This is a genomic window from Nocardia arizonensis (assembly GCF_001310275.1).
GTDB lineage: Bacteria > Actinomycetota > Actinomycetes > Mycobacteriales > Mycobacteriaceae > Nocardia > Nocardia arizonensis.
On sequence record NZ_LGYZ01000088.1, the window covers coordinates 114,264 to 140,549 of the forward strand.

Here is a 26,286-nt window from a genome sequence, read left to right on the forward strand (position 1 = left end):
TGCGAGCGTCAGGCGCGAGCCGACGAGTTGGTGGACGATGCGCGGCCCGAGCGCGCGGCGGCTTCGGCGGCCAGTACGACGTTCTCGGCCTCGGCCACCACGTCGGCATCCGACGGCCGCGGGCGGCGCAGGAACACGGCCCAGGTGACGAACGCGCAGGCGACGTAGAAGCCCATGAACACCCAGAAGGCGGTGGTGGCGGAGCTGGTGGAGGCGTAGGAGGAGCGCAGTACCAGGTTGATGCCGACGCCGCCGAGCGCGCCGATCGCGCCGACGAAGCCGATGAGCGCGCCGGAGGTGTTCTGCGACCAGGCCGCGCGTTCGGCCGGGCCCGCGTCGAGGCCGCGGCTCTTGGCCTCGAATACCGAGGGGATGATCTTGGTGACCGACCCGTTGCCGATACCCGACAGTACGAACAGCGCGATGAATCCGACGACCAGCGCGGTCATCACACCGCCGCTCGGCACGCCGCCGTTGTTGTCGCCGAGCGTGCTCGCGATCGCGACCAGCACCGCGGCGGCCATCATCGCGCCGAAGACGTAGAGACTGACCCGGCTGCCGCCGATACGGTCGGCCAGTTTGCCGCCGTAGGGGCGGGCCAGCGAGCCGAGCAGCGGTCCGATGAAGGCGATCTGCGCGGCGTGCAGCGTGGCCTGCGCGACGGTGTCGCCGCCCGCCTTGAAACTGATCTGTAGCACTTGGCCGAAGGCGAAGCTGTAGCCGATGAACGAGCCGAAGGTGCCGATGTAGAGGAAGGCGATCGCCCACGACTGCGGCACCTTGAGCGCGGTGACCATGTAGGACAGGTCGGCCTTCTGGTTGCGCAGGTTGTCCATGAACAGCGCGGCGCCGAGTCCGGCGAGAGCGACCAGGACCAGGTAGACGGCGCAGATGATCGAGGCGTGCGAGTTACCCAGGGTCGCAATGACCAGCAGGCCGATCAGCTGGATCACCGGCACGCCGATATTGCCGCCGCCCGCGTTCAGCCCCAGCGCCCATCCCTTGAGGCGCTGCGGATAGAAGGCGTTGATATTGGTCATCGACGAGGCGAAGTTGCCGCCGCCCAGACCCGCGAAGGCCGCCACGACGAGGAAAGTGGTGTACGAGGTGCCCGGCTGGTTGACGAAGTACAGCGTCAGCAGGGTCGGGATCAGCAGCAGCAGCGCGCTGAAGACGGTCCAGTTGCGACCGCCGAAGCGCGCGGTGGCGACGGTGTAGGGAATCCGCAGGATCGCCCCGACCAGGGTCGGCACCGCGACCAGGAAGAACTTGCCCGCCGGGTCGATGCCGTACTTGTCGGTGGGCATGAACAGCACCATGACCGACCAGATGGACCACACCGAGAATCCGACGTGTTCGGCGAAGACCGACCAGATCAGGTTGCGGCGGGCGACATCCTTACCGCCCGCCTCCCATGCCTCGACATTCTCGGCGTCCCAGTGCTCGATGTTGCGGTTGCGCGTCAGCGTGCTCAACAAGGGCCTCCCAAAATCGGTTGGGCCCAACGGTAGGAAACCGGTATTGCCGAAATGCTGCGCGAAATGTCGCCCGAATCAACGGTTGCTCACGAATACCGAATTGCCGAGGTGAGTTCCGTACCAATGTTTCGCCGATGTGACGCAACGGTTTCCGCGCGTGACGAAGTGGCCGTCCGCGGACGAAAACACCGGTGAGGTGTGATATGCACAACCTGTTCGGAACACAATGACGCCCTCCGCACCGCGGCGCAAGTCGAGCTGTGAGTTCGCGGCGAGTCGGGTCCGGTCACGCCCGGCCGGACTCGAGCGACCCCACGAAAGCGACGAGGAGGCGACCCGAACGGGAGAAATCATAGGATGACCGGATGTCATCGGGCGTGAATACGTGATCGGCGGTACTCTTATCCCGTGCAACCAGTCCGGCGAACCAGCCTCATCGCTCAGGTCACCGAACAGTTGCGTGCCGAAATCCGTTCGGGCCGTTGGTCCATCGGATCCCGCATACCGACCGAACCCGAACTCACCGAACTCACCGGCACCGGCCGCAACACCGTGCGCGAAGCGGTCCAGGCCCTCGTCCACGCGGGCATGCTCGAGCGCCGCCAGGGCTCGGGCACCTATGTGATCGCCGCCTCCGAAGTCGGCGGCACGCTGGCCAAATATTTCGCCGACGCGGAAGAGCGCGACGTTCTCGAACTGCGCCAGGCTCTCGACACCACCGCCGCCGCACTGGCCGCGCGCCGCCGCGACGACAGCGATATCGCCACCCTGCGTCAACTGCTGGCCGAACGCGGCGAGCACGCCTGGGGCGAGGGCAACCACACCGCGATCGCCGCCGACGTGGCACTGCACCGCGCGATCGTGGTCGCCAGCCACAATGCGATCTACCTCGAGTTCTACGATTCGCTGCTGCCCACCATCGAACAGGTCATCCACTCGCGGACCGCGAAGTCCGACGAGTCCTACGAGACCGAACACCGCACACTGGTACAGGCCGTCATCGACGGCGACCCCGAGCGCGCCGCACAGGCCACCCACTGCTTCCTCGGATCGCTCATCGCCGAATATCCCGAACCGCGATAGCCGATCCGGCCGTACGAAATCGCGGTAACCAAGTCGTCACCGGCCGCGCCCGCCGCGTGTGAGTCCGATTTGCCGTGAGCGCAACCGAGCGCCATCGTGGCGCAACAACCGACTCCTACCTTTGTCTCGACCGCAGCGAGGCAATCGAGAGGAAGCCGATGACTGCCACCGTAGCCACCCCCGACACACAGTCGGGGTCTCAGACCTTCACCCACCAGAGCCGGGGCCGCTGGCTCGAGAAATGGGAGCCCGACAACACCGAATTCTGGGAATCCGGCGGCAAACTCACCGCACGCAAAAATCTGGTGTTCTCGGTATTCGCCGAGAACCTCGGTTTCAGCGTGTGGGTGATCTGGGGCACGGTCGTCACCAGCATGGGCCTGGCCGGATTCGACTTCCTCGCCGGACTCGGCAAGGGCAATCCGGTCGCGGTCAGCAACGCCCTGCTGCTCACCTCCACCCCGACCCTGGTCGGCGCGGCACTGCGCGTCCCCTACACCTTCGCCATCCCCAAATTCGGCGGACGCGCGTTCACCGTGTTCAGCGCGGCCATGCTGCTCATACCGACCCTCGGCCTGGCCTACTTCGTCAACCAGCCCGGCACGCCGATGTGGGTATTCATGATATTGGCCGCGCTCGCGGGCGTCGGCGGCGGCAACTTCTCCTCCTCGATGGCCAACATCAACTTCTTCTTCCCCGAGGGCAAGAAGGGCGCGGCACTCGGCATCAACGCTGCGGGCGGCAATCTCGGTGTGGCACAGACGCAATTGGTGCTTCCGCTGCTGATCACCCTCGGCACGCACATCATGGCCAAGGACCCCGCGGGCTACCGTTTCGGCATCACGTTGTCGGTGCTGGTGTGGGTGCCGTTCATCCTGATCGCCACCTTCGGCGCGCTGCGCTACATGGACAGCATCGCCACCGCGAAATCCGATGGCAAATCCTATAAGCGGGCGCTGACCAACCGCCACACCTGGATCATGTCCTTCCTCTACATCGGCACCTTCGGTTCCTTCATCGGCTTCTCCTTCGCCTTCCCGACCCTGATCAAGGCCAACTTCCCGGACCTGGCGAAGATCGGCTGGATCACCACGCTCGGCAATCTCGCATTCCTCGGCGCTCTCGTCGGCTCCTTCAGCCGTCCCTTCGGCGGCTGGATCTCCGACCGGGTCGGCGGCGCCAAGGTCACCATCGGCATCTTCGGCGGCATGGCCGTCGCGGTCGCCCTGATCATGGCGGGCCTCGAGACGAAGAGCTTCCCGCTGTACCTGGCCGCCTTCCTGATCCTGTTCGTGCTCACCGGCATCGGCAATGGCTCCACCTACCGCATGATCCCCTCGATCTTCAATGCCGAGGCCAAGAAGTACGCCTCCGAACACGGCATGGACCTCACCGAGGCCACCGCGTCGGCCAAACGCCAAGCGGGCGCGGCCATCGGCGTCATCGGCGCGATCGGCGCCGCGGGCGGCTACATCCTCCAGCAAGCGCTCCGCCTGTCGAACATCCATCTCGGCAGCATGAATCCCGCCTTCTGGGGCTACGCCGTCGCCTTCCTCGTCATGGCCGCCGTCACCTGGTTCTTCTATCTCCGCTCCTCGTTCGCCATGACCCGAATCTCCTCCCTCGCCCACGCCAACGTCTGATTCCCATCACCCCGACGAAGGCCGCCCGGACCCCACCCGGGCGGCCTTCGCCATTTCGTGGACCGGCGGCGGGTGGGCGAGGCACACTGGGTACGGACGGCGTTCGGGTGTGGATTGTCGGGTAGTGGCGGGGGCGCGTATGAGAAATCGGCCGGTACCGGGTCGGCGACGGGACGTTCGCGCCGAGAAGACCGGGTGTGACGCGTGATCGGTGAGGCGGCAGGCTACAGCGAGGACGATGGGCGGCCCGGCGTCGAGCGGATTCCGTTGTCGCATCTGTCGATCGAGGTCGGACACTTCTATCTCGATGACGTCATGCGCCAGACCGACCGGGTGCGAGCGGAATTCGCGCGGCTGGCTCCGGTGGTGGCGGCCTTCGTGGAATCGGCTCGGCAGCAATACGGTCCCGGTGTGCGGATCAGCACCTGCTATCTGATCGACGACTACTTCCGGCCCGAGACCGATCCCGTCGAGCTCATCGAGAATCTACTGGGTGCGGCCGAGCAGGCCGGTACGCCGATCGACTATCTGGCACGCCAATCCGGCTGCGACCGGATTCCGCGGGACGCCGACCGTGAGCCGATTCCGGTGGCGGACATGGTGGCGGCGACGATCGTGCCCGAACCCCTGCCGCCGGACGCCGGCGGCAGGCGGGCCACCGCGGACTCGGGATGGCTGTGCAACGGCCGTCGCTCCTCCGAACACGATCCCGCGCGGCCCGTGCCGGAGAGCGGCTTTCGGCCGCCCGAGGAATTCGGCGGCGACGATCACTCGGTCTTTCTCGACGTCCAGCTCTGGAGCCGTCAGGAGAACCGGACTCGCTGGTCGCGGGCCTTTCTCGGAGCCGTCTGGTACCTGCTGCGACTTGGCATGCTCCGCTACCACGGCCGCCCGGTGATACACCCGCGACCACGTCCGCGAACCGCGCCGCTCGGTTGGGACGAACTGCCCGCGGTCATGCGGGTGAATCCGAACGCCATGCCGTTCGCGGCGTACCGCACGCTGTCCATCCTGCCCGCGCGGCATATCGGCGTCGAACACGCGGTACGGATGGTGCTCGAACATCTCGACCTCGACGACGAGGTGGTCGACCAGATCGTCGCCTGCGGCGCCCAGGACGGCGTGCCGGTGCCGCGGCCACTGAGCGACCGGCTGTCGCACCTGATCCTGGACGGGTCGTGAAACGCCACGGTCCATTCGCGCGGCGGTAGCGCCGCGCGCGTCCGACCTCCACGCGGCCGACGTCACACCGGAATACACGGCGGCGCAGCAAATCTCACGCATCCTACGCGGTCGTGAAGTTTCGATCCCGCCCCGGCGGTATACCTCTACGCTGAAATGAGACACACGGCAGTTCGATCGGGGGCGAGCGGTGGAAACCATAGACGGCGGGGCGGGAATTCGGATGTTACGAAAGGCGAGGCTGGACGATCTGGCGACCATATCGGTATTGGAACACGACCTGTTCGCGGATCTGGCCTACTCCTACGTGGTATTGCGGCAACTCTACGATCTGCACGGCGCGCACTGGGTCGTCGCCGAGGTCGACCGCATCGTCCGCGGTTACGCGCTCGTCGGCCTTGACACCCAGCGCTGCGCCTGGGTGATGGGGCTTGGTGTGGACGCCGCGTACAGCGGCCACGGCATCGGACGCGAACTGCTCGAAAGCGCGGTGGAGAACTGCCGTCTCGCCCACGCCGAACGGGTGAAACTCACCGTGCGGCCCGGACACGACGCGGCCGCGAGCCTGTACACGAAGGTCGGTTTCACCGTGATCTCCAAGGAGGACCACTACTTCGGCCTCGGCGAACCGCGCCACGTACTGGAACGTGAACTCGAACGCGAGCCACGGGGCCTGCCCGGACCGGACGATCCGCACTGGATCAAGCGGCCCCGAGGGCCACGGCCATAGCCGAACTCCGTTGGTATGGTGGGAGTCACGTCACATCGACGCGGGATCGCACCCGGGGGGAACCGAGATGATCGACCATGTGGACCACGCCGAGTTACCGCACGTGGTGCGGTCTCTCACCGACTTCATCGAGCGCAACGCCGACGAGTACACCAACCCCGGCATCGCCGGGTTCCTGGAGTCACCGCGTTCGGCCCTGACGCGGCCGACCGAGCGCGAGTTGCTCAGCGAATTCCACAGCCGGGTCGAGCAATTGGTGATCGAATACGCGGCCGCCGTGGTTCCGCCACGGGGCGACGAACTCATCTTCGCCCACGTCTACCACGTCGCCGAACCCCTGGCGGACAACGATCAGGAAATCCAGCGCGAGATCGATGACAAACTCGACACCGAACGCAAGGTGCTGGCCGCACTGCTCGCCGCCGAAACCGAGTTCCGGGGTCCACGGCGGCTGAGCGGCACCCAGAGCACGCGCTTGGCGGGCATCTACGAAATGCTGGGCCACATACTGGTCAGAGAGGAGTTGCCCGCCCACGCGGCGCTGGCCTTCAAGCGCGCGACTTCGCTGTTCGGGGCGAACGAGGATTTCGACGCCCAGGACAGCTGCCGACTGTCCCGTGCCCGCGCCAAACGGCTCGCGACCTTCCCGGTGTGGCGGCGAACCCCGGGCTACGTCTCGGATCTGCTGTGCGGCTATGGTTTCCGGCCCTTCCGCATGCTGGTGTGGATCGGCGTGCAGCTGGCGCTGTTCACCGGTGTGCTGTGGCAGGTGGAACACGAGCACTTTTCCACCGCACTGCACATGAGCCTGATCAACTACCTGAATCCGGTCGGCCTCGGCGACCTGGCCGATATCGGCACCGCGGGCCGGGTGGTGCTGATCATCGAGGCATGGACCGGCGCCGTGTCCATGTCGGTGTTCTTCGCGCTCCTGGTCCGCAAGTGGTTCCGATTCTGAACGGCCCTAGCGCTCCTGATCGCGAACCGCGCTGCCGGATCGCGCACTGTTCCAGGTCGCCACGAGTAGTCGATTGCGTAGATGGTCGATGGACCGGCGCCAATCGGCGGTGAAATCGGGATCGTCCTGTAGCTGCCGCCACGGCGCCCGCAGCTGCCTGGGCGAGTGGACGCCCGGCACCCACAGGTGCGCCAGATGCTGAAGGAAGGGCGCGAGGATCTCGGCCGAGGCCGGACTGCCCGGTCCGGCCAGATCCGCGCGTTCGATCACCGAGGCGACCGCGGACAGCAACCAGTCGTGAACGGCGAGATCCTCGCAGAATCGCTGTGCCACGGCCAGATCCTGCTCCGAGGGCACCAGCAGCAGCACCGTCCTGCGGGTATCGTCGTGCACCCGGAAGGCGATCTGCGACGCGGGCACCGCGCCAACGCGCGCCACCCAGCGCAGACGCGTCGAGCCGACCTTCAGCGGCGGCTCACCGCCCAGTCGCTCGTCCATCCTGATCCGTACCAGCAGGCGGTCGGTGATCGAGGTCAGATCCAGGGTCTGCGCACTGCTCTGCGCGGCGAGGAACCCCTCGCTGAGCCTGCCGCCGGTCTCCTCGGTGACCTTGGTGATCACCTCGAGCACACCGTCCTTGGTGAGATAGTGCGACCACGGCATGCGCTTGTCCGAGGCCGCGCGGGTCACGAAACTCTGCGCCGAACTCTGCGCCACCCGGCCGCCGATCACCAGCGCCCGCAGCGCCACCGTGCCGATGGCGCGCACCGCGGGATGGCCCGGTGCGGCGAGCACGCAGTCGACGCCTTCCGCCGTCGTGGCCGAGATACCGAGCGACACCGGTCGTTCGCGCCAGTGCGCGCGGCGGCCCGGATGGAATTCGAGCAGTTCCTCGACCTCGCTGCGGCGCAACGCGGTCGCGGTCGGCAACAACGCGGTGCCGACCTCGCCGAAGGCCGCCAATGTCGGCGAGACCGGGGTGGGGGTACGCGGCTGGGCCCCCGCACCGCGGGCCATCAGACGTCGCGCGCGTTCGCCGCGCCGTGCGCGGTCCTGTGCGGTGGCGCGAGCGACCGACACTCCACTCTGCCGTGAGAACCCGGTGTCGGACATGTCAGGAACCCGACAACAAATGGTGGCTGAGCCGTTCGGCGGCCCGCCGCGGCACCGTGACGTTCTCCAGCATCCCGCGGGCGACCACCTGATCGACGACCTCGTCGTCGAGCTTGATGTGATCCATGATCACGCGCACCGCGTGCTCGATGCCGAGGTAGCGCTGCGGCAGGATGGACAGCGACCGGTAGGCCGCGAACGGCTTGGCGGAGGGGTTGAGTTGGAGAACCGTCGGCATTTCCAGCCAATTGTCGTCCCACGGTTCGTCGGGCGACCACGGTTGGGGCTCGATGACCGGCTTGCCCTCGTAGCGGAGCAAACCCAACCGCAGCAGTTGCCAGATCGTGGCCAGATACGGACACGACCATTTCGTGGCGGTCTCGCCGCGTCTGCGTTTCTCCACGTTCCACATCTCGACGTCGAGGAATATCGAATGTTCCCGGCGGCCGAATTCCTCCGGGTATTCGTATTCCTCCTCGCGGTGCATCGATTGTCCCGCATCGCCGCCGGTCTCACGCTTGCCGTTGCACAGCCAGCCGGACTTCTTCGCGGGCGGGCGCACCGTGCCGTTCTGCCCCACCTGCGGCTCGTGCACGATGTATCCGCGGACGTGTTCGGCCAGCGGTATGCGCGGGGTCGACATCACCCCGTTGCGCACCACCTCGGGGACCTCCCAGCACCCGGCCTCCCGGGCGAGATAGTCGATGCGCAGATCGGATTCCTCGGCGGCCGCGAGCAGTTCGGTGATGATTCGAGACGGATCGGAGTCGCGCCGGAAATAGTCGTCGATGAGAAAGCAGGTGCTCACCCGAGGATTGGGCCCGAACTCGACCGCGGCGATCTCGGTGAATGCCTTGACGAGCGGGGCGATCCGACGGAACTGCGCTCGGATGCGATCGACACCGGCGGTGAGATCGTGCATGTAGAAATGGCCGACCTCGATCGACAGATGCGACAACGGCACGGCGCTCACCCGCGCGTGCTCGGTTGCCTCGGTGTAGCCCGGCGCGTGCTCCACGTTGGGGGGAATACCTTTCAGGAGAGTGGTTGTGGGATATGCCCGAATCAGTGGCTACTGACCCCAGCGCACATTGCTCAGCGGCCGCCAGCTCCGCTCATCCGTTAATCGGTCCGCGAGTTGATTGATCGCGTCGACCGTGGACTGATTCGCGATCTCCTTGTCCACGTCGACATCGAGAATCAACTGCTCTCGCATCTGCAACACGGGTTCGACCAGTATCGATCCGAGAACCGAACTGGCGCCGATCTTCAGATCGCCCGCCAACTTGCTCAGCTGGCGATCCTGACGGTCCAGCCACGCCGTCAGCGCGGTCGACCCGTCCCGATAGATCTTGTTCAGATCAGGAATAGCGGTACGCACGAATCGGATATTGGCCAGCAGTGCCTGCCGGTCGTGACCTGCCCATTCACCGCAATCGAGCAGACCGTTCGCACCGTACACCAAACCTTGCGCGGCGTGGATGTGCTGGCGGGTCCAACGATGGAAAACCAGCCATCGCGCCGTACGTGTACGGAATGCCTCGCCCGCGGTGGCCTTGAGGACGATCTCCATCGCGGCGGAGCGGCCCGCGCTGAGATCGACTATGCAGATATCGAATTCGCGGTCGACGGTCAGCAACAGGTCGGCGCAACGGTCCACGATATCGGTGTTCTTGCGGTGGTCGAATTCCGCGCCGCCCTTGTCGCCGGGGTACAGCACCAACTGACCGCCGCGGCCGCCGAGCTTGCGCAACTCCTGGCGATTGGTCTCCTCACGCACATTGACGCGCTCGGGAGTGTCCACTTTGCCCAGCAGATAGGAATGCATACCGCGGGCGCGTTCCACGCCCGGCGCGGCATCCTCGCGGGGCGGGAGCCCGTGCTCCAGACCGGTGATCTCGAAGAGCGCGCCCGAGGTCGGCGAGCCGAAATCGAAGTCGAGATAGGCGACGCTGTTCCCTTTCGAGGACAATCGGAAGGCCACATTGCAGCTGGTCACCGACCGGCCGGTGCCGCCCTTGTCCGATGTCGCGAATACGATCATGTCCTCACACGTTCCTGTCCGCGTCGTGGCGTCCGATCGTGAGGTTGTCGAGTTCCCGCAGGGCTTCCAGGGTGCGCACCAGCGCGGCGGCGGCGTCGTTGCGGACCAGCCGCCGCGATTCGTCGATCAGGTTCTCCACCCGCTGCATCGTCCCGGTACTGCGCAGGCCGACACCGACGGTGATGCTCAACAACTCCTGGTCGAAACGGTGCTCGGCGGTGTCGAGCATGACACGCGCGACCGCTTGCAGTTCCGGCCAGTTCGGCGGCGAGGAGCGGTAGGTGCGCTCGGCGGCGACGAAGCACTCGATGAGCCGCTCGGTCATATACCACGACGGCACGGTCTCGCGCGGGGTGTCGCGACCACCGAAGACCTTGCCCGGATCGTCCCACAGGCCCGGCGCGCCGACATCGAGTCGCCTGCGGAAGAGGTGGTCCATCGTCTCCTTGCACAGGTCCATGAGCCTGTCGCGAGCGGCGACGTTGTTGGACAACCGCGCCGCCTGGAGCATGCGCTTGAGCAGAACGGGCGCGTAGTCCGACACCTCCCACACCAGCAGCGGGCCGTCGCCGATCTTCTCGGTACCGCGCAGCCGCAGGCGCACACCCGGCATGTGCAGCCCCACGGCCGGATCGTCCGCGGTGGGACGGCGGATGATCCGGCCGCGTCCGGCCAATTCGTCGAAGATCGCCACGGCGCGGGTCAGATCGTCGTCGGACGCGGTGCGCTCCACCAGATCCTGGATCAGCACGGCGGAGACGATGAGACTGTAGTAATCCGATTGCAGACCGTCGGAGGTGCGCCAGGGAATGTCTTCGAGCGGCCATTTCCCGTCGCCGAAACGCGCGACGGTGGACCAGTAGAGCTGCGTGAGTTCCCAGCGGGTACGCAATGCCTGGGCCAGCCGGTGCTGGTGTTCGTCCAGCATCCCCATCTCACCGGCTCGCGGTGAGAAGAGGTCGTTGATGCCGTCGAGGGCGACCATCGTGAAATAGAGATAGGGTCGGGATTCGGCGATACCCTCCGAGGAGGCTATCGGCGCCTTGATGAACCCGACCGGCGAGGCATCGGTGGGAATGCCCCAGCTCCAACCGCATTCGAACAGCAGATTGTCGTTCTCCAGCGAAAGGACCGAATTCTCCTGCCCGAGCACGACATCGCTGCGCAGCCTCGCCCGCACCCGTTCCAGGCTGGACTTGATGCCGTCGACCACCGAGGCCTCGGAGCGGCCCTCGGCATTGAGCATCTTGATGATCGCCTGTCCCTCAGGCGATTTCGGAAACATCGTATTGACGACGAAGCTGCGTACCAGACCGGTCATGGCCGCGGTCAAGCGGGCGCTGACGCCGGCCTGCAACCGCTCCATCTCCGCATCCGGCCTGCCCTGCCACACGGCGGTGATATGGTCGCGCAGGAAACGCAGTCCGGCCATGCAGACGGTCAACGACATCGAATACGAGTCGACGACCTGCACCTGCCGCTGTGCCGCCGTCACCGGCCGCTCGTCCGACGAGCGCAGATAATCGCCGGAGGCGAACGACGGTTCACCCTCCGCGTCGGTGTTGTTGTCGATGTATTCGGTCAGGAGTTTGACCAGGAACGCACCGCCCAAGGTGCGGCCGCCGACGACTTGGAGAACCTCTTCGACGTCCTTCTCGATCCGATCGGGGTTGTGCACGGCGAAGGTATCGATTTCGGTGGCCGGGTAGAGCAGGCACAGCAGTTGTTCGGAGTCGCTGATCGAATTGACCCCGCCCTGACCGCCCCACCGCCACGTTCGGCCGTTGTCGAGACACGAGGCGAGCATCGCCTCCCAGACCTTCAGAATCTGTTCTCTCGGTTGGATTCTCACCTGCCGCCGTCCTCGAATCCCCTCGTAGCGGGCCGCGCTGGTCCCCTTGTCCGAAAATGCGACCCGGCGGCATGTTGCGCACAAGATATCACTGTGTCGAGCGCAGCACAGTACCGGAACACAATCGCGCTCCCTGCGTCAACGGTAGCTGAATTTCGGTGTCGGCGAGGGGACTTCACGAACCCGATATGGGTCCGACACGGACTCGCGGCGGGTCCGACACGGACCAGCCGCTACAGCATCAACCGGACCATATCCGCGGTTCGCGCGAGCCCGGGAAAGGCCCGCGGCGTCGACCGCGGATGCAGTGCGTGCACCGCGAGCCGGAACATGACCGCGCGCAAGAGCATTTGGGGCCATTCGGGCAGATCGGCCCATCGGTCCAGCAGTCCGTCGTCGGCGCCGCCCCACGCCAGAGCGTCGACGACCACCACGCCCGCCGCCCACGGGGCGGGCCGCCAATACGGCGTGATGTCAGACAATCCGGGCGTATGGGCCCCTTCGAAGAGGACCGTGCCGAACAGATCGCCGTGCACCAATTGGGCGGGTGTCCGCACGGGTTTACGCAATGTCGCGAGCTGACCGATCATCTCCATACTGCGCTGACCGTCCGCACTCGTCGGTGGCGGCGTGCCGCCGCGCAGACTGCGCAGTGGCACCGCCTCCCAGGCGGCGCGGTCGGCCGCCACGAATACGTCGACATCCACCCACGGGGCGACCGGCGGCTGCACCAGGAAGCGCGGGCGCTCGAGTCCGGCGGTGGCCTGATGCAGGCGCAGCGAGACCGAGACCACCTCGTCGTGACGCGGTTCCGGGGTGCCGTCCAGATAGGTGTCCGCGCGCCAGCCGGAGACCACGTAGCGGCCGTCGGTGGCCCGCACCGGGCGCGCCAGTCGCAGGCCGTCGACCTCCAGCGTCTCGCGGATCTTGGCCGACCAGGCCGCTCGCGCGTGATCGGCGACCGGACTCAGCACCACATCGCCCAGACGCCACCCGCCGTCCCAGTCCCCGAGTGACACCGGGACCACTTCGCGCAGACCGAAGGTGGCACGCACGTGCTCGGGAGGTTCCACAGAGGTCACGGCCGTACGGTACCGCCGGTCCGCAGCGCCCCAACGGAGCCACACCGACGGTCCGCGCACCCGTGACCCGGTGCGCGGACTCGCCGTCGGGTCAGTAGACCGGCAGTGACTTGTCCACCTGGTTGGCCCAGGCGACGATGCCGCCCTGGACGTGCGAGGCGTCGGCGAAACCGGCCTTCTTCAGCGCCGCCAGCACCTCCGCCGAGCGGATTCCGGTCTTGCAGTGCAGCACGATCTGGCGGTTCTGCGGCAACTCCGCCAACGCCTCCCCGGACAGAATGCGGTCCTTGGGGATGAGTTTGGCGCCCTCGATGTGCACGATCTCCCACTCCACGGGTTCGCGCACGTCGATGAGCTCGATCTCCTTACCGGCGTCGAGCAGTTCCTTGAGCTCGCGGGCGGTGATGGTGGAATCGGCCGCCGCGGCCATGCCCTCCTCGGAGACCACACCGCAGAACGCCTCGTAGTCGATCAGTTCGGTGATCGACTGCCGTTGCGGATCGCGGCGCAGCTTGATGGTGCGGTAGCTCATGTCGAGTGCGTCGTAGACCATGAGACGGCCGAGCAGCGGGTCGCCGATGCCGGTGATCAACTTGATGGCCTCGGTGACCATGATCGAACCGATCGAGGCGCACAGCACGCCGAGAACGCCGCCCTCGGCGCAGGAGGGCACCATGCCGGGCGGCGGGGCCTCCGGGTAGAGGTCGCGATAGTTGATGCCGCGATCGTCGGGGGCGTCCTCCCAGAACACCGAGACCTGACCCTCGAAGCGGTAGATCGAACCCCACACGTACGGCTTGCCCGCCAGCACCGCCGCGTCGTTGACGAGGTAGCGGGTGGCGAAGTTGTCGGTGCCGTCGACGATCAGGTCGTACCGGGCGAACAGGTCGACGGCGTTGTCGGGCTCCAACCGGATCTTGTGCAGCTCGACGGTGATGCCGGAGTTGATCTCGAGAATCGAGTCGCGGGCGCTGTCGGCCTTGGGGCGGCCGATATCGGATTCGCCGTGGATGATCTGCCGTTGCAGATTCGAGGCGTCGACCTCGTCGAATTCGACGATGCCGAGGGTGCCCACCCCGGCGGCGGCCAGGTAAAGCAGGGCGGGCGAGCCGAGACCGCCCGCGCCGATCACCAGAACCTTGGCGTTCTTGAGCCGCTTCTGCCCATCCACGCCCAGATCCGGGATGATCAGATGGCGGCTGTAACGGGCGATCTCCTCGGTAGTCAGCTCCGCGGCCGGCTCGACGAGCGGCGGCAGGGACCTCGCTGATGACACGTCCAGGACTCCTCGAATCGAAATTGGCCGATGACGGCGCGGCATGTGCCAGATGTGCAACGCCGGGAACCGAACCGTTCTTCCCGAATATCGTCGCGCACCGGCGACCGACCGCCGAATCCGGCCCCTACCCGCGCGGATACGGCCAGGGGTTGAAGCGGCAGCGTTTGCCGTCCATCGGCACGACGCCGTCGGGATCGAGCGCGGCGATGTCGTTGTTCTTCACGCCGAAGGTCTGCTGCATCATGATCGGGGCGAGTCCGCCGTCGGTCTCGCACGGCTGATGCTGGTGGTAGCCGATGGCGTGGCCGACCTCGTGGTTGATCAGGTACTGCCGGTAGGAGCCGATATCGCCCTCGTAGGCGGGCGCGCCGCGCACCCAGCGCACCTCCGAGAGCACCACGCGGCGCAGATCGGCGTTGAAGCACGAGGAGTCGATGGGGATCTCGAATCCGCACGCCTTGCGGGTGGAATCGCGCGAGGTCAGGGAGATGCGGAAATCGGGTTCGCCGCGATCGATGCGGCGGAAGGCGAACTTCTTGTCGTGCGACCAACTCTTGGGATTGGCCAGGGTGCTGTCGACCATCGCGGCCACCGCGGCGTCACCGCCGAATCCCGAGGTGTCGACCTCGTCCTCGATCTCGATCGTATAGCTGAAACGCAGCTCGGCTCCTTCGCCGATCTCCGCGCCCGTCCCCGGCACCACATGCCAGGTGCCCGCGCCGAATTCGGTGAACGGCCCGCCGTCCGGGAGTGCGCCGGTGGGCAGATCCGACGGGAAGTGTCCGTCGCCGGGCGGGGCGCCGATGATGCCCGCCGAGGCGGCCCGCGGACTGAGTCTGCCGAATCCGGGTGCGCCTGCCGCGCCCATCGGCTCGGGTCCGCCGTTGACGGCGTCCACGATCACCAGCACGGTCACCACGAACAGCACCGGCAGCGCGTACGCGCGCCAGCCGTAGGTGGAGATGAACCGGCCGAGCGCGCTCTGCTTCTTGACTTCCCGCTCCGGGGACCGGGACCTGCCCTCGCCGGGGTCGGTGGGGTCCCAGCGGGCGCGAAGCGGCTGATGGGACCGAGCGGGCGGGGCATAGAGATCGGGTGACCGGTAGAGCTCGATATCGCCCCCCGCCGGAGTTGCGGCGGTTGCAGCGGTTGCAGGGGTCGCAGAAGACGCGGAAGTCGCCGACTCCGCGCCGATGCCTTCGGAGCCGCCCCGGGTCCGCCTCCCTCGACCGGCACGCGGCCGGCCTTTCGCGGAGTCGGAGTGCGGGTCGGAGCTTGCCACGGAGTCCGACATTACGGTTCCGGCGGCGCGGGAGCGAATGGGGTCACAAATGCGACGGCCGTCGCGCCCGGACGTCGCGGGTCACCACACCGGGGGTTCTCACGGTCCAAAGCGACCCCCGGCAATAGCGTGTGCCCGCGTGTGCGCAAGATAGTGGTGTCATCGGTGACACATCCGGTGACCGTCTGCGATATACCTCACGGTGTGGACATCATGCGCGACCCGGATCGGCATGAAGGCCACGACCGGGTATCGTTCATGGGATACCCGGTGCACGACATCACTTTTTCATCGGGGAATCGACTGGGAGACCGAAATGACCGACCTCGTGGACCGGATGACGCCCCGCAAAACGTCGTCCGAGGCCATGGCACCGACGAAACGCGGTACCCGTCTACCGCGCGACGAACGTCGCCAACAGCTACTCCATGCGGCTAGCGAGGTCTTCGTGCTACGCGGCTATCACGCCGCGGGTATGGACGAGATCTCCCAGTGCGCCGGTGTGAGTAAGCCCGTGCTGTACCAGCACTTCACCAGCAAACTCGAACTGTACCTGGCCGTGCTCCAGAACTACGTCGACATGCTGGTGTCGAGCGTGCGCCAGGCGCTGCGTTCGACCACCGACAACCGTCAGCGCGTTCGCGCGGCCGTCGCGGCCTATTTCGACTTCGTGGACAACGAGATGCAGGGCTTCCGCCTGGTCTTCGAATCCGATCTGACCAGCGAGCCGCAGGTCCAGCGTCGGGTCGAGCAGGCCACCGAAGCCTGCGTCGACGCGGTGTTCGACGTGGTCGCGCACGATTCCGGCCTCGATCCGTACCGGGCCCGCATCCTCGCCGTCGGCCTGGTGGGCGCGAGCCAGTTCACCGCCCGCTATTGGCTGGAGGCGGATCGGCCCATCCCCAAGGACGAGGCCGTGGACACCACCGTCGCCCTGGCCTGGGGCGGCCTGTCGCACGTACCGCTGCATCCCATCGACGGAATCCCGCGCACCCTCGGTTCCTGACCCGGGTCGGTCTCGGGCGCCGCCGAAACCGCGGCCCGAAACGAGCGAGCCCCTGAACCCGACCGCGAGGTCGAGCACAGGGGCTCTCGTTCGTTGTGGCGGAGGCTAGATCGCGGCGAATCCCACGCGACCCGCGGCCGGGGTGCCGATCTCGACGTAGGCGACTTTGGACGCCTGGATCAGGAACTTGCGCCCCTTCTCGTCGGTCAGCGAGACCACGCCCGAATCGCCGGCCAGCGCACCGGAGACCAGCGCCTCGACCTCGTCCGGGGTCTGCGCGCTGTTGATCACGAGCTCCCGCGGGCTATCCGAAATACCGATCTTGACCTCCACGGCCAACCTCCGAACTAGAGTCCTGTGCTTGTCGGATCAAGGCTAGTCCAGGGCGGGGGTGGCACGGCAGACGGCCGCCTGCGCTGTCAGCGAACGACACGCCCGCTCACTTCGGCTCGACCAATTCGATCTCGAGTTCGATCTTGACCGCGTCGCTGAGCATGCCGGGCATCGCGGCGCCGACGCCGAAGTCGGTGCGCTTGACGGTGCCGGTGGCGGAGAATCCGGCGTGCCGCTCGCCCTTGCCGGGCATTTCCCGGACGCCGCCCCACTCGACCTCGAGCGTGACCGGTTTGGTGACCGCGCCGATGGTCGCCTCGCCTTCGACGGTGAAGGTCTCGGCGATCCGCACCGGGGCAGGCGCCCGGAAGGTCATGGTCGGGCGGTTGGCGACGTCGAGGAAGTCCGCGGTGCGAATGTGGTTGTCGCGGTCGGCATTTCCGGTGTCGAACGAGTCGAGGTATATGGTCGCGCCGATACGTGCCGCACCGGTCTCGTCGACCACGAATTCGGTCTCGAAGCGGGTGAAGCCACCGCGGACCTTGGCGATGCCGAGATGCCGCACGGTGAAGGCGACCGAGGAGTGCAGCGGATCCAGTGCCCAGGTGCCGGGGGTGAGAGTCGTTGTGGCGAGCGCGGTTTCGGATGTTTCAGTCATGCCCCGACAATCGTCGGGTGATCGCCGGTTAACCAGACCGCCGTTATCCTGGACCTCTCAGGGCGCGGCTATGTATCCGCGGACAGGGCACCATGGGGTGATGGACCGAAACGCTTTCGCGGAGTTCCTGGTGGCCCGCCGCGCCGAACTGCGTCCGGCCGATCTCGGCATGCCCGCGGGCGGGCGCCGCCGCACTCCCGGGCTGCGGCGCGAGGAGGTCGCGGTGCGCGCCGGAGTGAGCGTCGACTACCTGGCCCGGCTGGAGCAGGGCCGCGATACCAATCCCTCGGTCGCGGTGATCGACGCGCTCGCCGACGCGCTACTGCTCAGCGGAGCGGCGCGCCGTCACTTCACCATGTTGGCGCTGGCCTCGGGCAGCGAGTACGACTGTCCCGGCTCGGAGTCGCCGCAGGAACAGGTCGCCGAATCCCTGCGCGCCGTGCTGCGGGCGCTGCAACCGATGCCCGCGTTCGTGATCGGACGCTATCTGAACATTCTCGACTGGAATCCGGCCTGGGCCGATTTCGCGGCGCCGATGGGTCTGCTCGAGGAGCATCACCACACGAACCTGGCCCGGTTCGTCTTCACTGATCCGGCCGCCAAGCGGGTGCTGCGGGACTGGCCGAGCGCGGCGGACAGTTTCACCGCCTACCTCAATCGCGCGAAACTTCGTTGGCCCGCTGATGATTCGCTGCGCGAGTTCATCGAGACGCTGCGCCGCGAGCCCGAATTCGAGCTCCGCTGGAAACCGCACAATATCGGCGCGCAGGGGTCGGGCACGCTGGAATTCGACCATCCCGTGCACGGCAGGCTCGACGTGCCCTACGAAACCCTCGACACCGAGCGCGATCAGAGCGTGGTGATCTGGCTCACCGACAGGACGGTCGCCCAGGCGCCCGGACTGCGCCTGGTGAACTAGAGACCGAGTACCGCCATGCGCTGGGCGTGGCTGGTCTGCATGCGCTCGAACAGGGCGGCGATGCCGTTGAGGTCGCCGGTGGCGGTGAGGACAAGATCGGTCAGCTCGTCGCGCTGGGCCATGACGTACTGGGCCTGGGTGATGGCCTCACCCAGCAGCCGCCTGCCCCACAGGGTGAGTCGGTCGCGCTCGGAGCGGCTGGCGGCCACGGCCGTGCGCACCTCCTCGATCACGAATTCGGAGTGGCCGGTCTCGGCCAGCACGTCCTTGACGACGGTCGCGACCTCGGGGCTGAGGGCGCCCGCGATCTCGGTGTAGAAATCGGCGGCGATTCCGTCACCCACGTGGAACTTCACCATCGACTCGAGCCAGGTCGAGGGATCGGTGGAGGCGTGATAGGCGTCAAGTGCCCGCACGAACGGCGCCATGGCGTCGAAGATGTCGGCCCCGGTGGCGGCCAGCGCCGCCTCCAGGGTTTCGAAATGCGCCATTTCGGCGGCGGCCATCTTGGCGACCGCGACCTTGCCGCGCAAAGTGGGCGACAGTTTGGCCTCCTCGGTCAACCGGTAGAACGCGGATATCTCGCCGTAGGCCAGTACCGCGAACAGATCGGTCACACCGGGGTGGTCTGCGGCGAGGATCGCGGAGGCGATCGGCGATACGCCAAGCGCGGCAGAAGTCTGTGTTCCCATGTCAGCCAAGCCTAGTCCGGTATTCCGAACGCAGCCTTTCCAACCCGCGCATTCTCGGCGTCGGAATTTCCGATCACCCGGCTTCGGTGAGAAATTTGTCCAGATAGGCCCAGGTGGTATCCCGCGCGGTGTCGCCCGCGAGTATGCCGAGATGGCTGCCCGGCGCGGTTTCGTATCGCACCGACGCCGCTCCGGTCAGCGTCACGAGTCCGCCCTCCACCGCGGCGGCCGGGGTGATGACATCGTTCGACCCGCCGACCAGCAGCACCGGCGAGGTCACCTCGGCCAGGGCGATGGCGCGCTCACCCAGGCGCACGACACCGCGGCCGATGTCGTTGTTGAGGATGAGCCGACCCCACAGCTGGCCGTAGAAGCGGCCGGGATAGCCGGGCATATCGGCCATGAAGCGGTCGATGGCCTCCATGCGGGCCAGAGTCTCGGTGCGCGCGATATTGCTCGCCACGAACCAGGGACGCCGCAGTTCCCGATCCCAGGCGGTGGCACGGTAGGCCAAGCGGGTCAGCGGCGCGGGGACCCCGCCCGCCGCGCGGATGGCGGTGGAGGTGGCGTATCCGCCGGTGAGTCCGGCGACGGCGCGAATCCGCGGTACGCCGGTCATCTTGTCGTAGTCGAGCGGCGAGCCGACGGCGGTGATGGAACGGACCGGCAGATACCCGTGCGCGGCCGCGGTGAGCAGCGCGAGGGTGCCGCCGAGAGACCAGCCGACCAGGTCGACCGGCTGTCCGTCCCGATCGGCCGAGGCACGCAGGATGGCCTCGGGCAGGATGTCGTCGATCCAGTCCTCGAAGCCCATGCGGCGGTCGGCGAAGGTGATCTCGCCGTAGTCGATGACGTAGGGACGGCGGCCGGTCTCGAGCAGGAAGCGGGCCAGGCTCTGTTCGGGGCGCAGGTCGAAACAGGAGGCGGGCGCGGCCAGCGGCGGCACCAGCAGCACCGCCGATTCACTTGCGGTGACGCCGGATTCGGCCCTTTCGAAACGGCGCAGCTGCCGATGCGGTTCGTCCCAGAGCACCGTCGAGGGCGCGGGGACGGGGGTGCTCACACCGGAACCGAAGGTCAATGCCCAGGCGTTGCGGGCGGCGAGAGTGACAATGTCGGCGAGACTCACGCTCAGAATCTCTCACACCTGACGGTACCGACGGTAACGGGCAACCTTGCCGCCGGCTCAGCGGCCCATGGCGACCGGATTGTCCGCCGGGACCAGCGACGCCTGCACGGTCCGCGCCAACGGGGTCAACGTGGCCACCAGCTCGGTCACCGACTCCTCGGTCAACGCCGACAGCGCGCCCCGCCACGACGCCTCGTCAGTGACCGATTCCACACTCTCCAACAGCGCCGCGCCCGCCCCGGTCAGCACCGGCGCGCCCGGCTCCCCCGTCACCAGACCGGCACCGCGCAGATCCTCGACCAATGCCGCCCACTCCGGCACCGACCATCCCCGCGCGCCACGCAGCACCGGTTCGGTCACCTTGCCCGCCGCCACCTGCAAAGCCAGCGCGTGCGCGCCGGATACCCCCGAAGCCAGCAACGCCGCGACATGTCCGTCACCGCGATGTTCGCGTACGTTCGTCGCGACCTGCCACAGCGCCGACACCGGATCGTCGTCCAGTGCGATCTCGGCATTGGCCGCGAACAGCGGACGGCCCGTGGCGTCGGCGCCGCGCATCGCGGGCAGCAGCAGTTCCACCGCTCGGGCGCATACGTCCTCGGCCGCGCCGGCCGTGCGCAGCAACCGGGTGGCGACCGCCGAACGCGCCTCGAGGCACCGCCGTGCCGAGGCGCGCGACCAGGCATCCGGCACCGCCTTGGCGACCATCGCCGGATGGAATCCGGCGAAGACGGCCGTGACCGCACCCGCCGACACCGGCCCCATCGGCGCCGCCCGGAACGCGAAGTAGGTCTGCCAGTATCCGCGCAGACCGATCCCGACACCGGCCTCCTTGATTCCGGCGCCGAAATAGATGACATCGTGGATGGGTTCGAGTGTGGTCCAGATTCGGCGAGCGACATGAATTACCATGTCGCGCAGCGTACGTCGAGGCAGCGACGAAGGAAACCGCACTTCGATTCGCGAATTGCGGCGGCGGCAATTCGAGCCGTGCACAATATCACGCTACAATCGCCACGGACAACGGAAGATTTCGTCCGACCGGAGTTGCTCGATCCGCGTTCGCACCGCCGTCACGGCGGCTACGCGAAGGGCACTCGATCGGGTACCGGGACGGAATTTCCGCAGTCAGGGAAAATGTGCGCGCACCAGATCCGCATCACCGTTGCGCCGCGCCGATGTCCCGGGTAGCTGCCGTTTCACCACGGCGCCCGGGTGACGTCAGGCAGTGGCACGGGTGAGTATCACAGGCGGATACGTGGTCATCGTGGACCAGCCGGTCCGCCCCACGCCTCGTGCGCGCGTGACGCGATGACGAGGAAGGCACGAACCTGAGCAAGATCACTGTCGAACAGGAACCGGGGCTCACCGACACCCTGTTGACCGCCGAACTGGATGGAACGCATACCGCACCCACATTCACCGAATTGGGTGTCCGCGCAGAAATCGTGCGGGCACTGGGCGAGATCGGAATCGAACGCACTTTCGCGATTCAGGAACTGACCCTGCCGCTCGCACTGGCGGGCGAGGATCTCATCGGTCAGGCCCGCACCGGTATGGGCAAGACTTTCGGTTTCGGCGTTCCGCTGCTGCATCGGATCGCCACCGCCGACACGGGCACGACACCGCTGGACGGCACGCCGCGCGCACTGGTCATCGTGCCGACCCGCGAGCTGTGCATCCAGGTCACCGCCGACCTGGTGAACGCCGGCAAGTACCTCACCAACCACCAGGGGCCGCTCACGGTGGCCTCCATCTACGGCGGGCGGCCCTACGAATCCCAGATCGCGGCGCTGCGCGCGGGCGTCGACGTCGTGGTCGGCACGCCCGGCCGCCTGCTCGACCTGGCCAATCAGAACCACCTCATCCTCGGCAAGATCGGCGTGCTGGTCCTGGACGAGGCCGACGAGATGCTGGATCTCGGATTCCTACCCGATATCGAGCGCATCCTCACCATGGTTCCGGCCAAGCGCCAGACCATGCTGTTCTCGGCGACCATGCCCGGCCCGATCATCACCCTGGCCCGCACGTTCCTCACCCGTCCCACCCACATCAGGGCCGAGGAAGCGCACGATTCGGCCGTACACGATCGCACCGCGCAGTTCGTCTACCGCGCGCACGCGCTGGACAAGAGCGAACTGATCGCCAAGGTGCTCCAGGCCGAGAGCCGCGGCGCCACCATGGTCTTCACCCGCACCAAGCGGACCGCGCAGAAGGTCGCCGACGAGCTGGCCGATCGCGGTTTCGCCGTCGGCGCGGTACACGGCGACCTCGGGCAGATCGCGCGCGAGAAGGCGCTCGACAAATTCCGCAAGGGCGTGATCGACGTCCTGGTCGCCACCGACGTGGCCGCGCGCGGCATCGATATCGATGACGTGACCCACGTCGTCAACTACCAGTGCCCCGAGGACGAGAAGACCTATGTGCACCGGATCGGCCGCACCGGCCGTGCCGGCCGCACCGGTGTCGCGGTCACGCTCATCGACTGGGACGAACTCAACCGCTGGGCCGCCATCGACTCCGCCCTCGGCCTCGGCATCCCCGACCCGGTCGAAACGTATTCGCGCTCCCCGCACCTGTTCACCGACCTCGGCATTCCCGAGAACGCCACCGGCACGGTCCGCAAGGCGCCCCGGGTGCGCGACGAGGACGACACGGTCGTCGACCGCCCCGCCCGCAATACCCGCAAGCGTGATCGCCGCCGCACCCGGGGCGGTCGGCCCGTCGACGGCGTCATCCAGGATTCGGCCGAATCGGATACCGACTCACCCGCGGTGACCGAAGAGGGCGGCCGCTCCCGTCGCCGCAGGCGTCGCCGCCGCTCGGGCGCCGAAGCCGCGGCCGACGCGGGGACGGTGACCGAGCCCTCGGCAACCACCGAAACCGCAGCAACCACCGAAACCGCAGCAACCACCGAAACCCTGGCGACCACCGAGACCTCCGAAACCGATGATCACGAGTCCGGGGATGATCGTCCCGGACGCCGCAGGCGCAGGCGCCGCAAGTCCCCGGGGTCGCACCCCGAGGTGAATACCAACGGCGCCCACGCGGCCGATGCATCCACGGGCGTGGTCGCGGTGGAGACCACCGCCGCGCACGCCGGGATCTGGTCGAACGGTACGGAGGCGCACGCGGACGCATCCGAGTCCGTCGCCGATTCCACCGCGCCCGCGACGGCCCATATCGCCAACGGCGACACGGTGGCGGGCGACCGCGACGAGGACGAGATCGCCACCCGCGTGAAACCACCTCGTCGGGGCACCCGCAACACGAACGGGACACACACGGTTCCCGACGCACCCGTCGACGCGACGACCGATCGAGTCGATGCTCAATCGGCCGCATCCGTGCGGGCGTCCGATGCGGTACCGAACGGTGTCGGGGGTCATGCGGAGGCCGTGGGTGGGCGCGAGTCGGGCACCGCCGACCGCGCCGGGACGGCAGAGGCCGGCGCCGAGGGACGACCGGAGGCAATGGCCGAGAACACCACCACCACGGCGGCCGAGAACTCCGCGGCAGCGGGCGTTACCACCGGGTCCGGGTCGAAATCGCCGCGACGTGCGCGCAAGGCCGTGAGTGTCAACATCACGGCCGATGCCGACTCCGATGCTTCGAACGGATCCGACGACACCGAGAAGCCGGCCAGACAGCGTGCGAGCAAGGCCGTGGCGGCCCCCGCGAGTGCCCCCGGCGCCGCGAACGCCGCGGACGTCCCGGCGCCGACCAGGCGACGGGCGCGAAAGGCTGTGGCGGCGACCGAGGATGCCGCCACACCGCAAGCGGGCACCGCGACCGGCGTCGTACCGGCCGCCGCGGAAACGGACTCGGCGAACGGCATTGCCGACGGTGGCGCCGATGGTGCTGCCGCTTCGGCGGGCGATCCCGGTGAGAAGCCGGTCCGCAAGCGGACGCGGAAGACCGCCGGTGCGGCCGACGCCGTCGACGCATCGGCGGATGTCGAGGACAAGCCGGTTCGTCGCACACGCAGGACCGCGGCCACGAACGGCGCGGCTGTCGCGGCCGAGGGCGAGTCCTCGGCGGCGACCACAACCCGCCGCCGAACCCGCAAGACCACCGATGCCGTCGCCGACGACACGGAAGCGACCGCCGACGAACCCTCGGAGACGACCACACCCCGCAGGCGGACCCGCAAGGTCGCCGACGGTGTGGAAGCGGCCGACGACTCGCAGGCAGCAACCGCACCCCGCAAGCGCACCCGCAAAACAGCGCAAGCGGATGCCCTCGACGTGGAAGCCACGACCGAAACAGCGGCCGTCGAAACCACCGCACCCCGCAAGCGCACCCGCAAAACAGCGCAAGCGGATGCCCTCGACGTGGAAGCCACGACCGAAACGGCGGCCGTCGAAACCACCGCACCTCGTAAGCGCACCCGGAAAGCGGCGCAGCCGCAGGCCGAGGGGCTGGAGGCGGCCGAGGCTCCGCGGCGTGGGCGTAAGCGTCAGGCGGAGGTCGGCGGCGAGGTGGAGGCGGTCGAGCCGGCTCGGGCGGCGACCGCTTCGGCTTAGTTCGACGGATCCGCTACTCTCGCAATCGTGCTCGCACCGGAGCGGCGAACGCGCGCCGACATCATCACCGCAGTCGCGATCGCCGTGGTCGTGTCGATAGCCGCGCTCGTCGTGTGGGCGCGGGGGGATGCGACCGGTACCGAATCGGTCACGGCGTCGACACCGCTGTCGGCGCCGCCGAGCGCGGACCGGCTCCCCACCACCCTGCGTGAGTTGTGGCACGCCGAGGACGACGCGTCCCGGCGTGCCCTCACCTCGGCCGGTGTGGTGGTCACGGCCGAAGGCGGCACGGTCACCGGACGCGATCCGCGGTCCGGCGCGCAGGTGTGGCGGTATCGCCGCGATATGCCGCTGTGCGGGGTGGAGGCGCAGTTCTCCATGGTGCTCGCGGTGTACAAGGATCAGCGCGGATGCAGTCAGGCGACGCTGCTGGCCGGTGAGTCCGGCCAGCGGCGCACCGCGCGCAGCAGCTATATGGATCCGCGGGTGCGATTGAGCGTCGACGGCACCTACGCGCTGGCGCAGGGACCGCGGCGGCTCGAGATGTGGCGTTCGGATCTGGTGCGCACGGTCGAATACGGATTCGTCGACGCGCAGGTGAATGTGAAGACCCAGCCGCGCAAGGACTGCGACCTGCTGTCCTCGGCGTCCAATCCGTCCCGGCTGGCGGTGCTGGAACGCTGTCCCGGCGATCAAGCCGATCGGCTGACGGTGCTCAACCCGGTGCCGAAGGACAATACGGTTCCCGAGGAGTACGGCTCGCACGTGCTGTCCGGGGCGGGCGCGGATTCCCGAGACGCGCGGGTGCTCGCGGTCTCCGACAACCGCATCCTCGTCTACCTGCCGGGGGCGGGCGCACAAGGCGGCGAGGAGACAGGCGCGCCGCGCCTTGCTGTCTACGACGCGAACGGCAATCCGCTCACGACCCATCGACTCCTCGCTCCCCTGGCCGAGACGGCGGAGGTCGTCAAGCTCGGCTCGACCTTCTACCTGTTCACCGGCGCCACGCTGATCGCCTTGAGCGGCAGCGCGTTCGAGCCGATCTGGAATGTCGCCGACGTACTCGGCACGCCCGCGCTGATGGCGGGTTCGCTGCTGGTCCCGGTGGTGGGCGGCATCGCCGCGATCGATCCGGGTTCGGCCACGGCGAGTACCACGGTCCGGGTCGACCGCGCCGACGACGGCGGTTCCCCGGTCTCCCTGGCCGTCCTCGGCGACACCATCCTGGAGAAGCGCGGATCGCGTCTGTACGCACTGGGCTGAGACCGAATGCGGACCTGGCCGCCGCGGCCGGGGA

At 67.5% G+C, this 26,286-nt stretch carries 21 protein-coding genes and 1 pseudogene; 9 read left to right on the forward strand and 13 right to left on the reverse strand.

Annotation, left to right across the window (positions count from 1 at the left end; genetic code table 11):
- Positions 1–8: 8 nt before the first annotated feature.
- Entirely contained in the window at positions 9–1,478 is a 1,470-nt protein-coding gene (locus APZ21_RS21345) for a nitrate/nitrite transporter (RefSeq protein WP_054815053.1), read from the reverse strand.
- A 408-nt stretch (positions 1,479–1,886) separates the two neighbouring features.
- On the opposite strand from APZ21_RS21345, the gene APZ21_RS21350 reads away from it, so the two are divergent.
- From APZ21_RS21350 to APZ21_RS21370, 5 genes are all read left to right on the forward strand, one after another.
- Entirely contained in the window at positions 1,887–2,561 is a 675-nt protein-coding gene (locus APZ21_RS21350; protein ID WP_054815054.1) for a FadR/GntR family transcriptional regulator, read from the forward strand.
- 158 nt (positions 2,562–2,719) lie between these two features.
- Positions 2,720–4,204, forward strand: a complete 1,485-nt coding sequence (locus APZ21_RS21355; protein WP_054815055.1) for an MFS transporter — start codon at positions 2,720–2,722, stop codon at positions 4,202–4,204.
- Positions 4,205–4,408: 204 nt separating this feature from the next.
- Positions 4,409–5,386 carry an SCO2522 family protein gene (locus tag APZ21_RS21360; RefSeq protein WP_054815056.1) on the forward strand — a complete coding sequence of 326 codons (978 nt, stop codon included), beginning with the start codon at positions 4,409–4,411 and terminating at the stop codon, positions 5,384–5,386.
- A 223-nt stretch (positions 5,387–5,609) separates the two neighbouring features.
- Positions 5,610–6,116 carry a GNAT family N-acetyltransferase gene (locus APZ21_RS21365; protein WP_054815057.1) on the forward strand — a complete coding sequence of 169 codons (507 nt, stop codon included), beginning with the start codon at positions 5,610–5,612 and terminating at the stop codon, positions 6,114–6,116.
- 67 nt (positions 6,117–6,183) lie between these two features.
- Positions 6,184–7,074: a potassium channel family protein gene (locus APZ21_RS21370; protein WP_054815058.1), complete on the forward strand. Its 891-nt coding sequence runs from the start codon at positions 6,184–6,186 to the stop codon at positions 7,072–7,074.
- Between the two features lie 6 nt (positions 7,075–7,080).
- Here APZ21_RS21370 and APZ21_RS21375 read toward each other — a convergent pair whose 3' ends face one another.
- The 7 genes from APZ21_RS21375 to APZ21_RS21405 form a co-directional block, all read right to left on the reverse strand.
- On the reverse strand, positions 7,081–8,187 hold the full coding sequence (locus APZ21_RS21375; RefSeq protein WP_054815059.1) for an SCO2521 family protein: 1,107 nt from the start codon (positions 8,185–8,187) through the stop codon (positions 7,081–7,083).
- Position 8,188: 1 nt separating this feature from the next.
- The gene (locus tag APZ21_RS21380) at positions 8,189–9,205 is read right to left on the reverse strand and encodes an SCO2522 family protein (RefSeq protein WP_054815060.1); all 1,017 of its coding nucleotides are present in this window, start codon (positions 9,203–9,205) and stop codon (positions 8,189–8,191) included.
- A gap of 54 nt (positions 9,206–9,259) precedes the next feature.
- Entirely contained in the window at positions 9,260–10,231 is a 972-nt protein-coding gene (locus APZ21_RS21385) for an SCO2523 family variant P-loop protein (protein ID WP_054815061.1), read from the reverse strand.
- A gap of 4 nt (positions 10,232–10,235) precedes the next feature.
- Positions 10,236–12,083: an SCO2524 family protein gene (locus tag APZ21_RS21390; RefSeq protein ID WP_054815062.1), complete on the reverse strand. Its 1,848-nt coding sequence runs from the start codon at positions 12,081–12,083 to the stop codon at positions 10,236–10,238.
- Positions 12,084–12,316: 233 nt separating this feature from the next.
- Positions 12,317–13,165, reverse strand: a complete 849-nt coding sequence (locus APZ21_RS21395; protein WP_054815063.1) for a TIGR02569 family protein — start codon at positions 13,163–13,165, stop codon at positions 12,317–12,319.
- 91 nt (positions 13,166–13,256) lie between these two features.
- Complete coding sequence (gene moeZ / locus APZ21_RS21400; RefSeq protein WP_054815064.1) at positions 13,257–14,441, reverse strand: adenylyltransferase/sulfurtransferase MoeZ; 1,185 nt, start codon at positions 14,439–14,441, stop codon at positions 13,257–13,259.
- A 127-nt stretch (positions 14,442–14,568) separates the two neighbouring features.
- Positions 14,569–15,558 carry a DUF3152 domain-containing protein gene (locus APZ21_RS21405; RefSeq protein ID WP_054815154.1) on the reverse strand — a complete coding sequence of 330 codons (990 nt, stop codon included), beginning with the start codon at positions 15,556–15,558 and terminating at the stop codon, positions 14,569–14,571.
- A gap of 484 nt (positions 15,559–16,042) precedes the next feature.
- Here APZ21_RS21405 and APZ21_RS21410 point away from each other — a divergent pair, with 484 nt between their 5' ends.
- A complete protein-coding gene (locus APZ21_RS21410; RefSeq protein WP_054815065.1) occupies positions 16,043–16,732 on the forward strand; it encodes an HTH-type transcriptional activator FasR in 690 nt (229 codons plus the stop codon).
- Positions 16,733–16,837: 105 nt separating this feature from the next.
- On the opposite strand, the gene APZ21_RS21415 is transcribed toward APZ21_RS21410, so the two are convergent.
- Entirely contained in the window at positions 16,838–17,065 is a 228-nt protein-coding gene (locus tag APZ21_RS21415) for a DUF3107 domain-containing protein (RefSeq protein WP_054815066.1), read from the reverse strand.
- 106 nt (positions 17,066–17,171) lie between these two features.
- On the reverse strand, positions 17,172–17,723 hold the full coding sequence (locus tag APZ21_RS21420) for a YceI family protein (protein ID WP_054815067.1): 552 nt from the start codon (positions 17,721–17,723) through the stop codon (positions 17,172–17,174).
- Between the two features lie 100 nt (positions 17,724–17,823).
- On the opposite strand from APZ21_RS21420, the gene APZ21_RS21425 reads away from it, so the two are divergent.
- Complete coding sequence (locus APZ21_RS21425) at positions 17,824–18,642, forward strand: helix-turn-helix transcriptional regulator (protein ID WP_054815068.1); 819 nt, start codon at positions 17,824–17,826, stop codon at positions 18,640–18,642.
- Here the strand turns inward: APZ21_RS21425 and APZ21_RS21430 are convergent.
- From APZ21_RS21430 to APZ21_RS21440, 3 genes are all read right to left on the reverse strand, one after another.
- Entirely contained in the window at positions 18,639–19,334 is a 696-nt protein-coding gene (locus APZ21_RS21430) for a ferritin-like fold-containing protein (protein ID WP_054815069.1), read from the reverse strand. The two genes, APZ21_RS21425 and APZ21_RS21430, sit on opposite strands and share 4 nt — an antisense overlap.
- A 73-nt stretch (positions 19,335–19,407) precedes the next feature.
- Positions 19,408–20,463 (reverse strand): alpha/beta fold hydrolase, encoded by a 1,056-nt coding sequence (locus APZ21_RS21435; protein WP_054815070.1) that lies wholly within the window; start codon positions 20,461–20,463, stop codon positions 19,408–19,410.
- Between the two features lie 57 nt (positions 20,464–20,520).
- Entirely contained in the window at positions 20,521–21,375 is an 855-nt protein-coding gene (locus APZ21_RS21440) for an SCO6745 family protein (protein ID WP_054815071.1), read from the reverse strand.
- Positions 21,376–21,774: 399 nt separating this feature from the next.
- On the opposite strand from APZ21_RS21440, the pseudogene APZ21_RS21445 reads away from it, so the two are divergent.
- Positions 21,775–23,357, forward strand: a pseudogene (locus tag APZ21_RS21445) (DEAD/DEAH box helicase); the annotation flags it as partial.
- Positions 23,358–25,016: 1,659 nt separating this feature from the next.
- The gene (locus APZ21_RS21450; protein WP_054815072.1) at positions 25,017–26,252 is read left to right on the forward strand and encodes an Rv3212 family protein; all 1,236 of its coding nucleotides are present in this window, start codon (positions 25,017–25,019) and stop codon (positions 26,250–26,252) included.
- Positions 26,253–26,286: the final 34 nt, after the last annotated feature.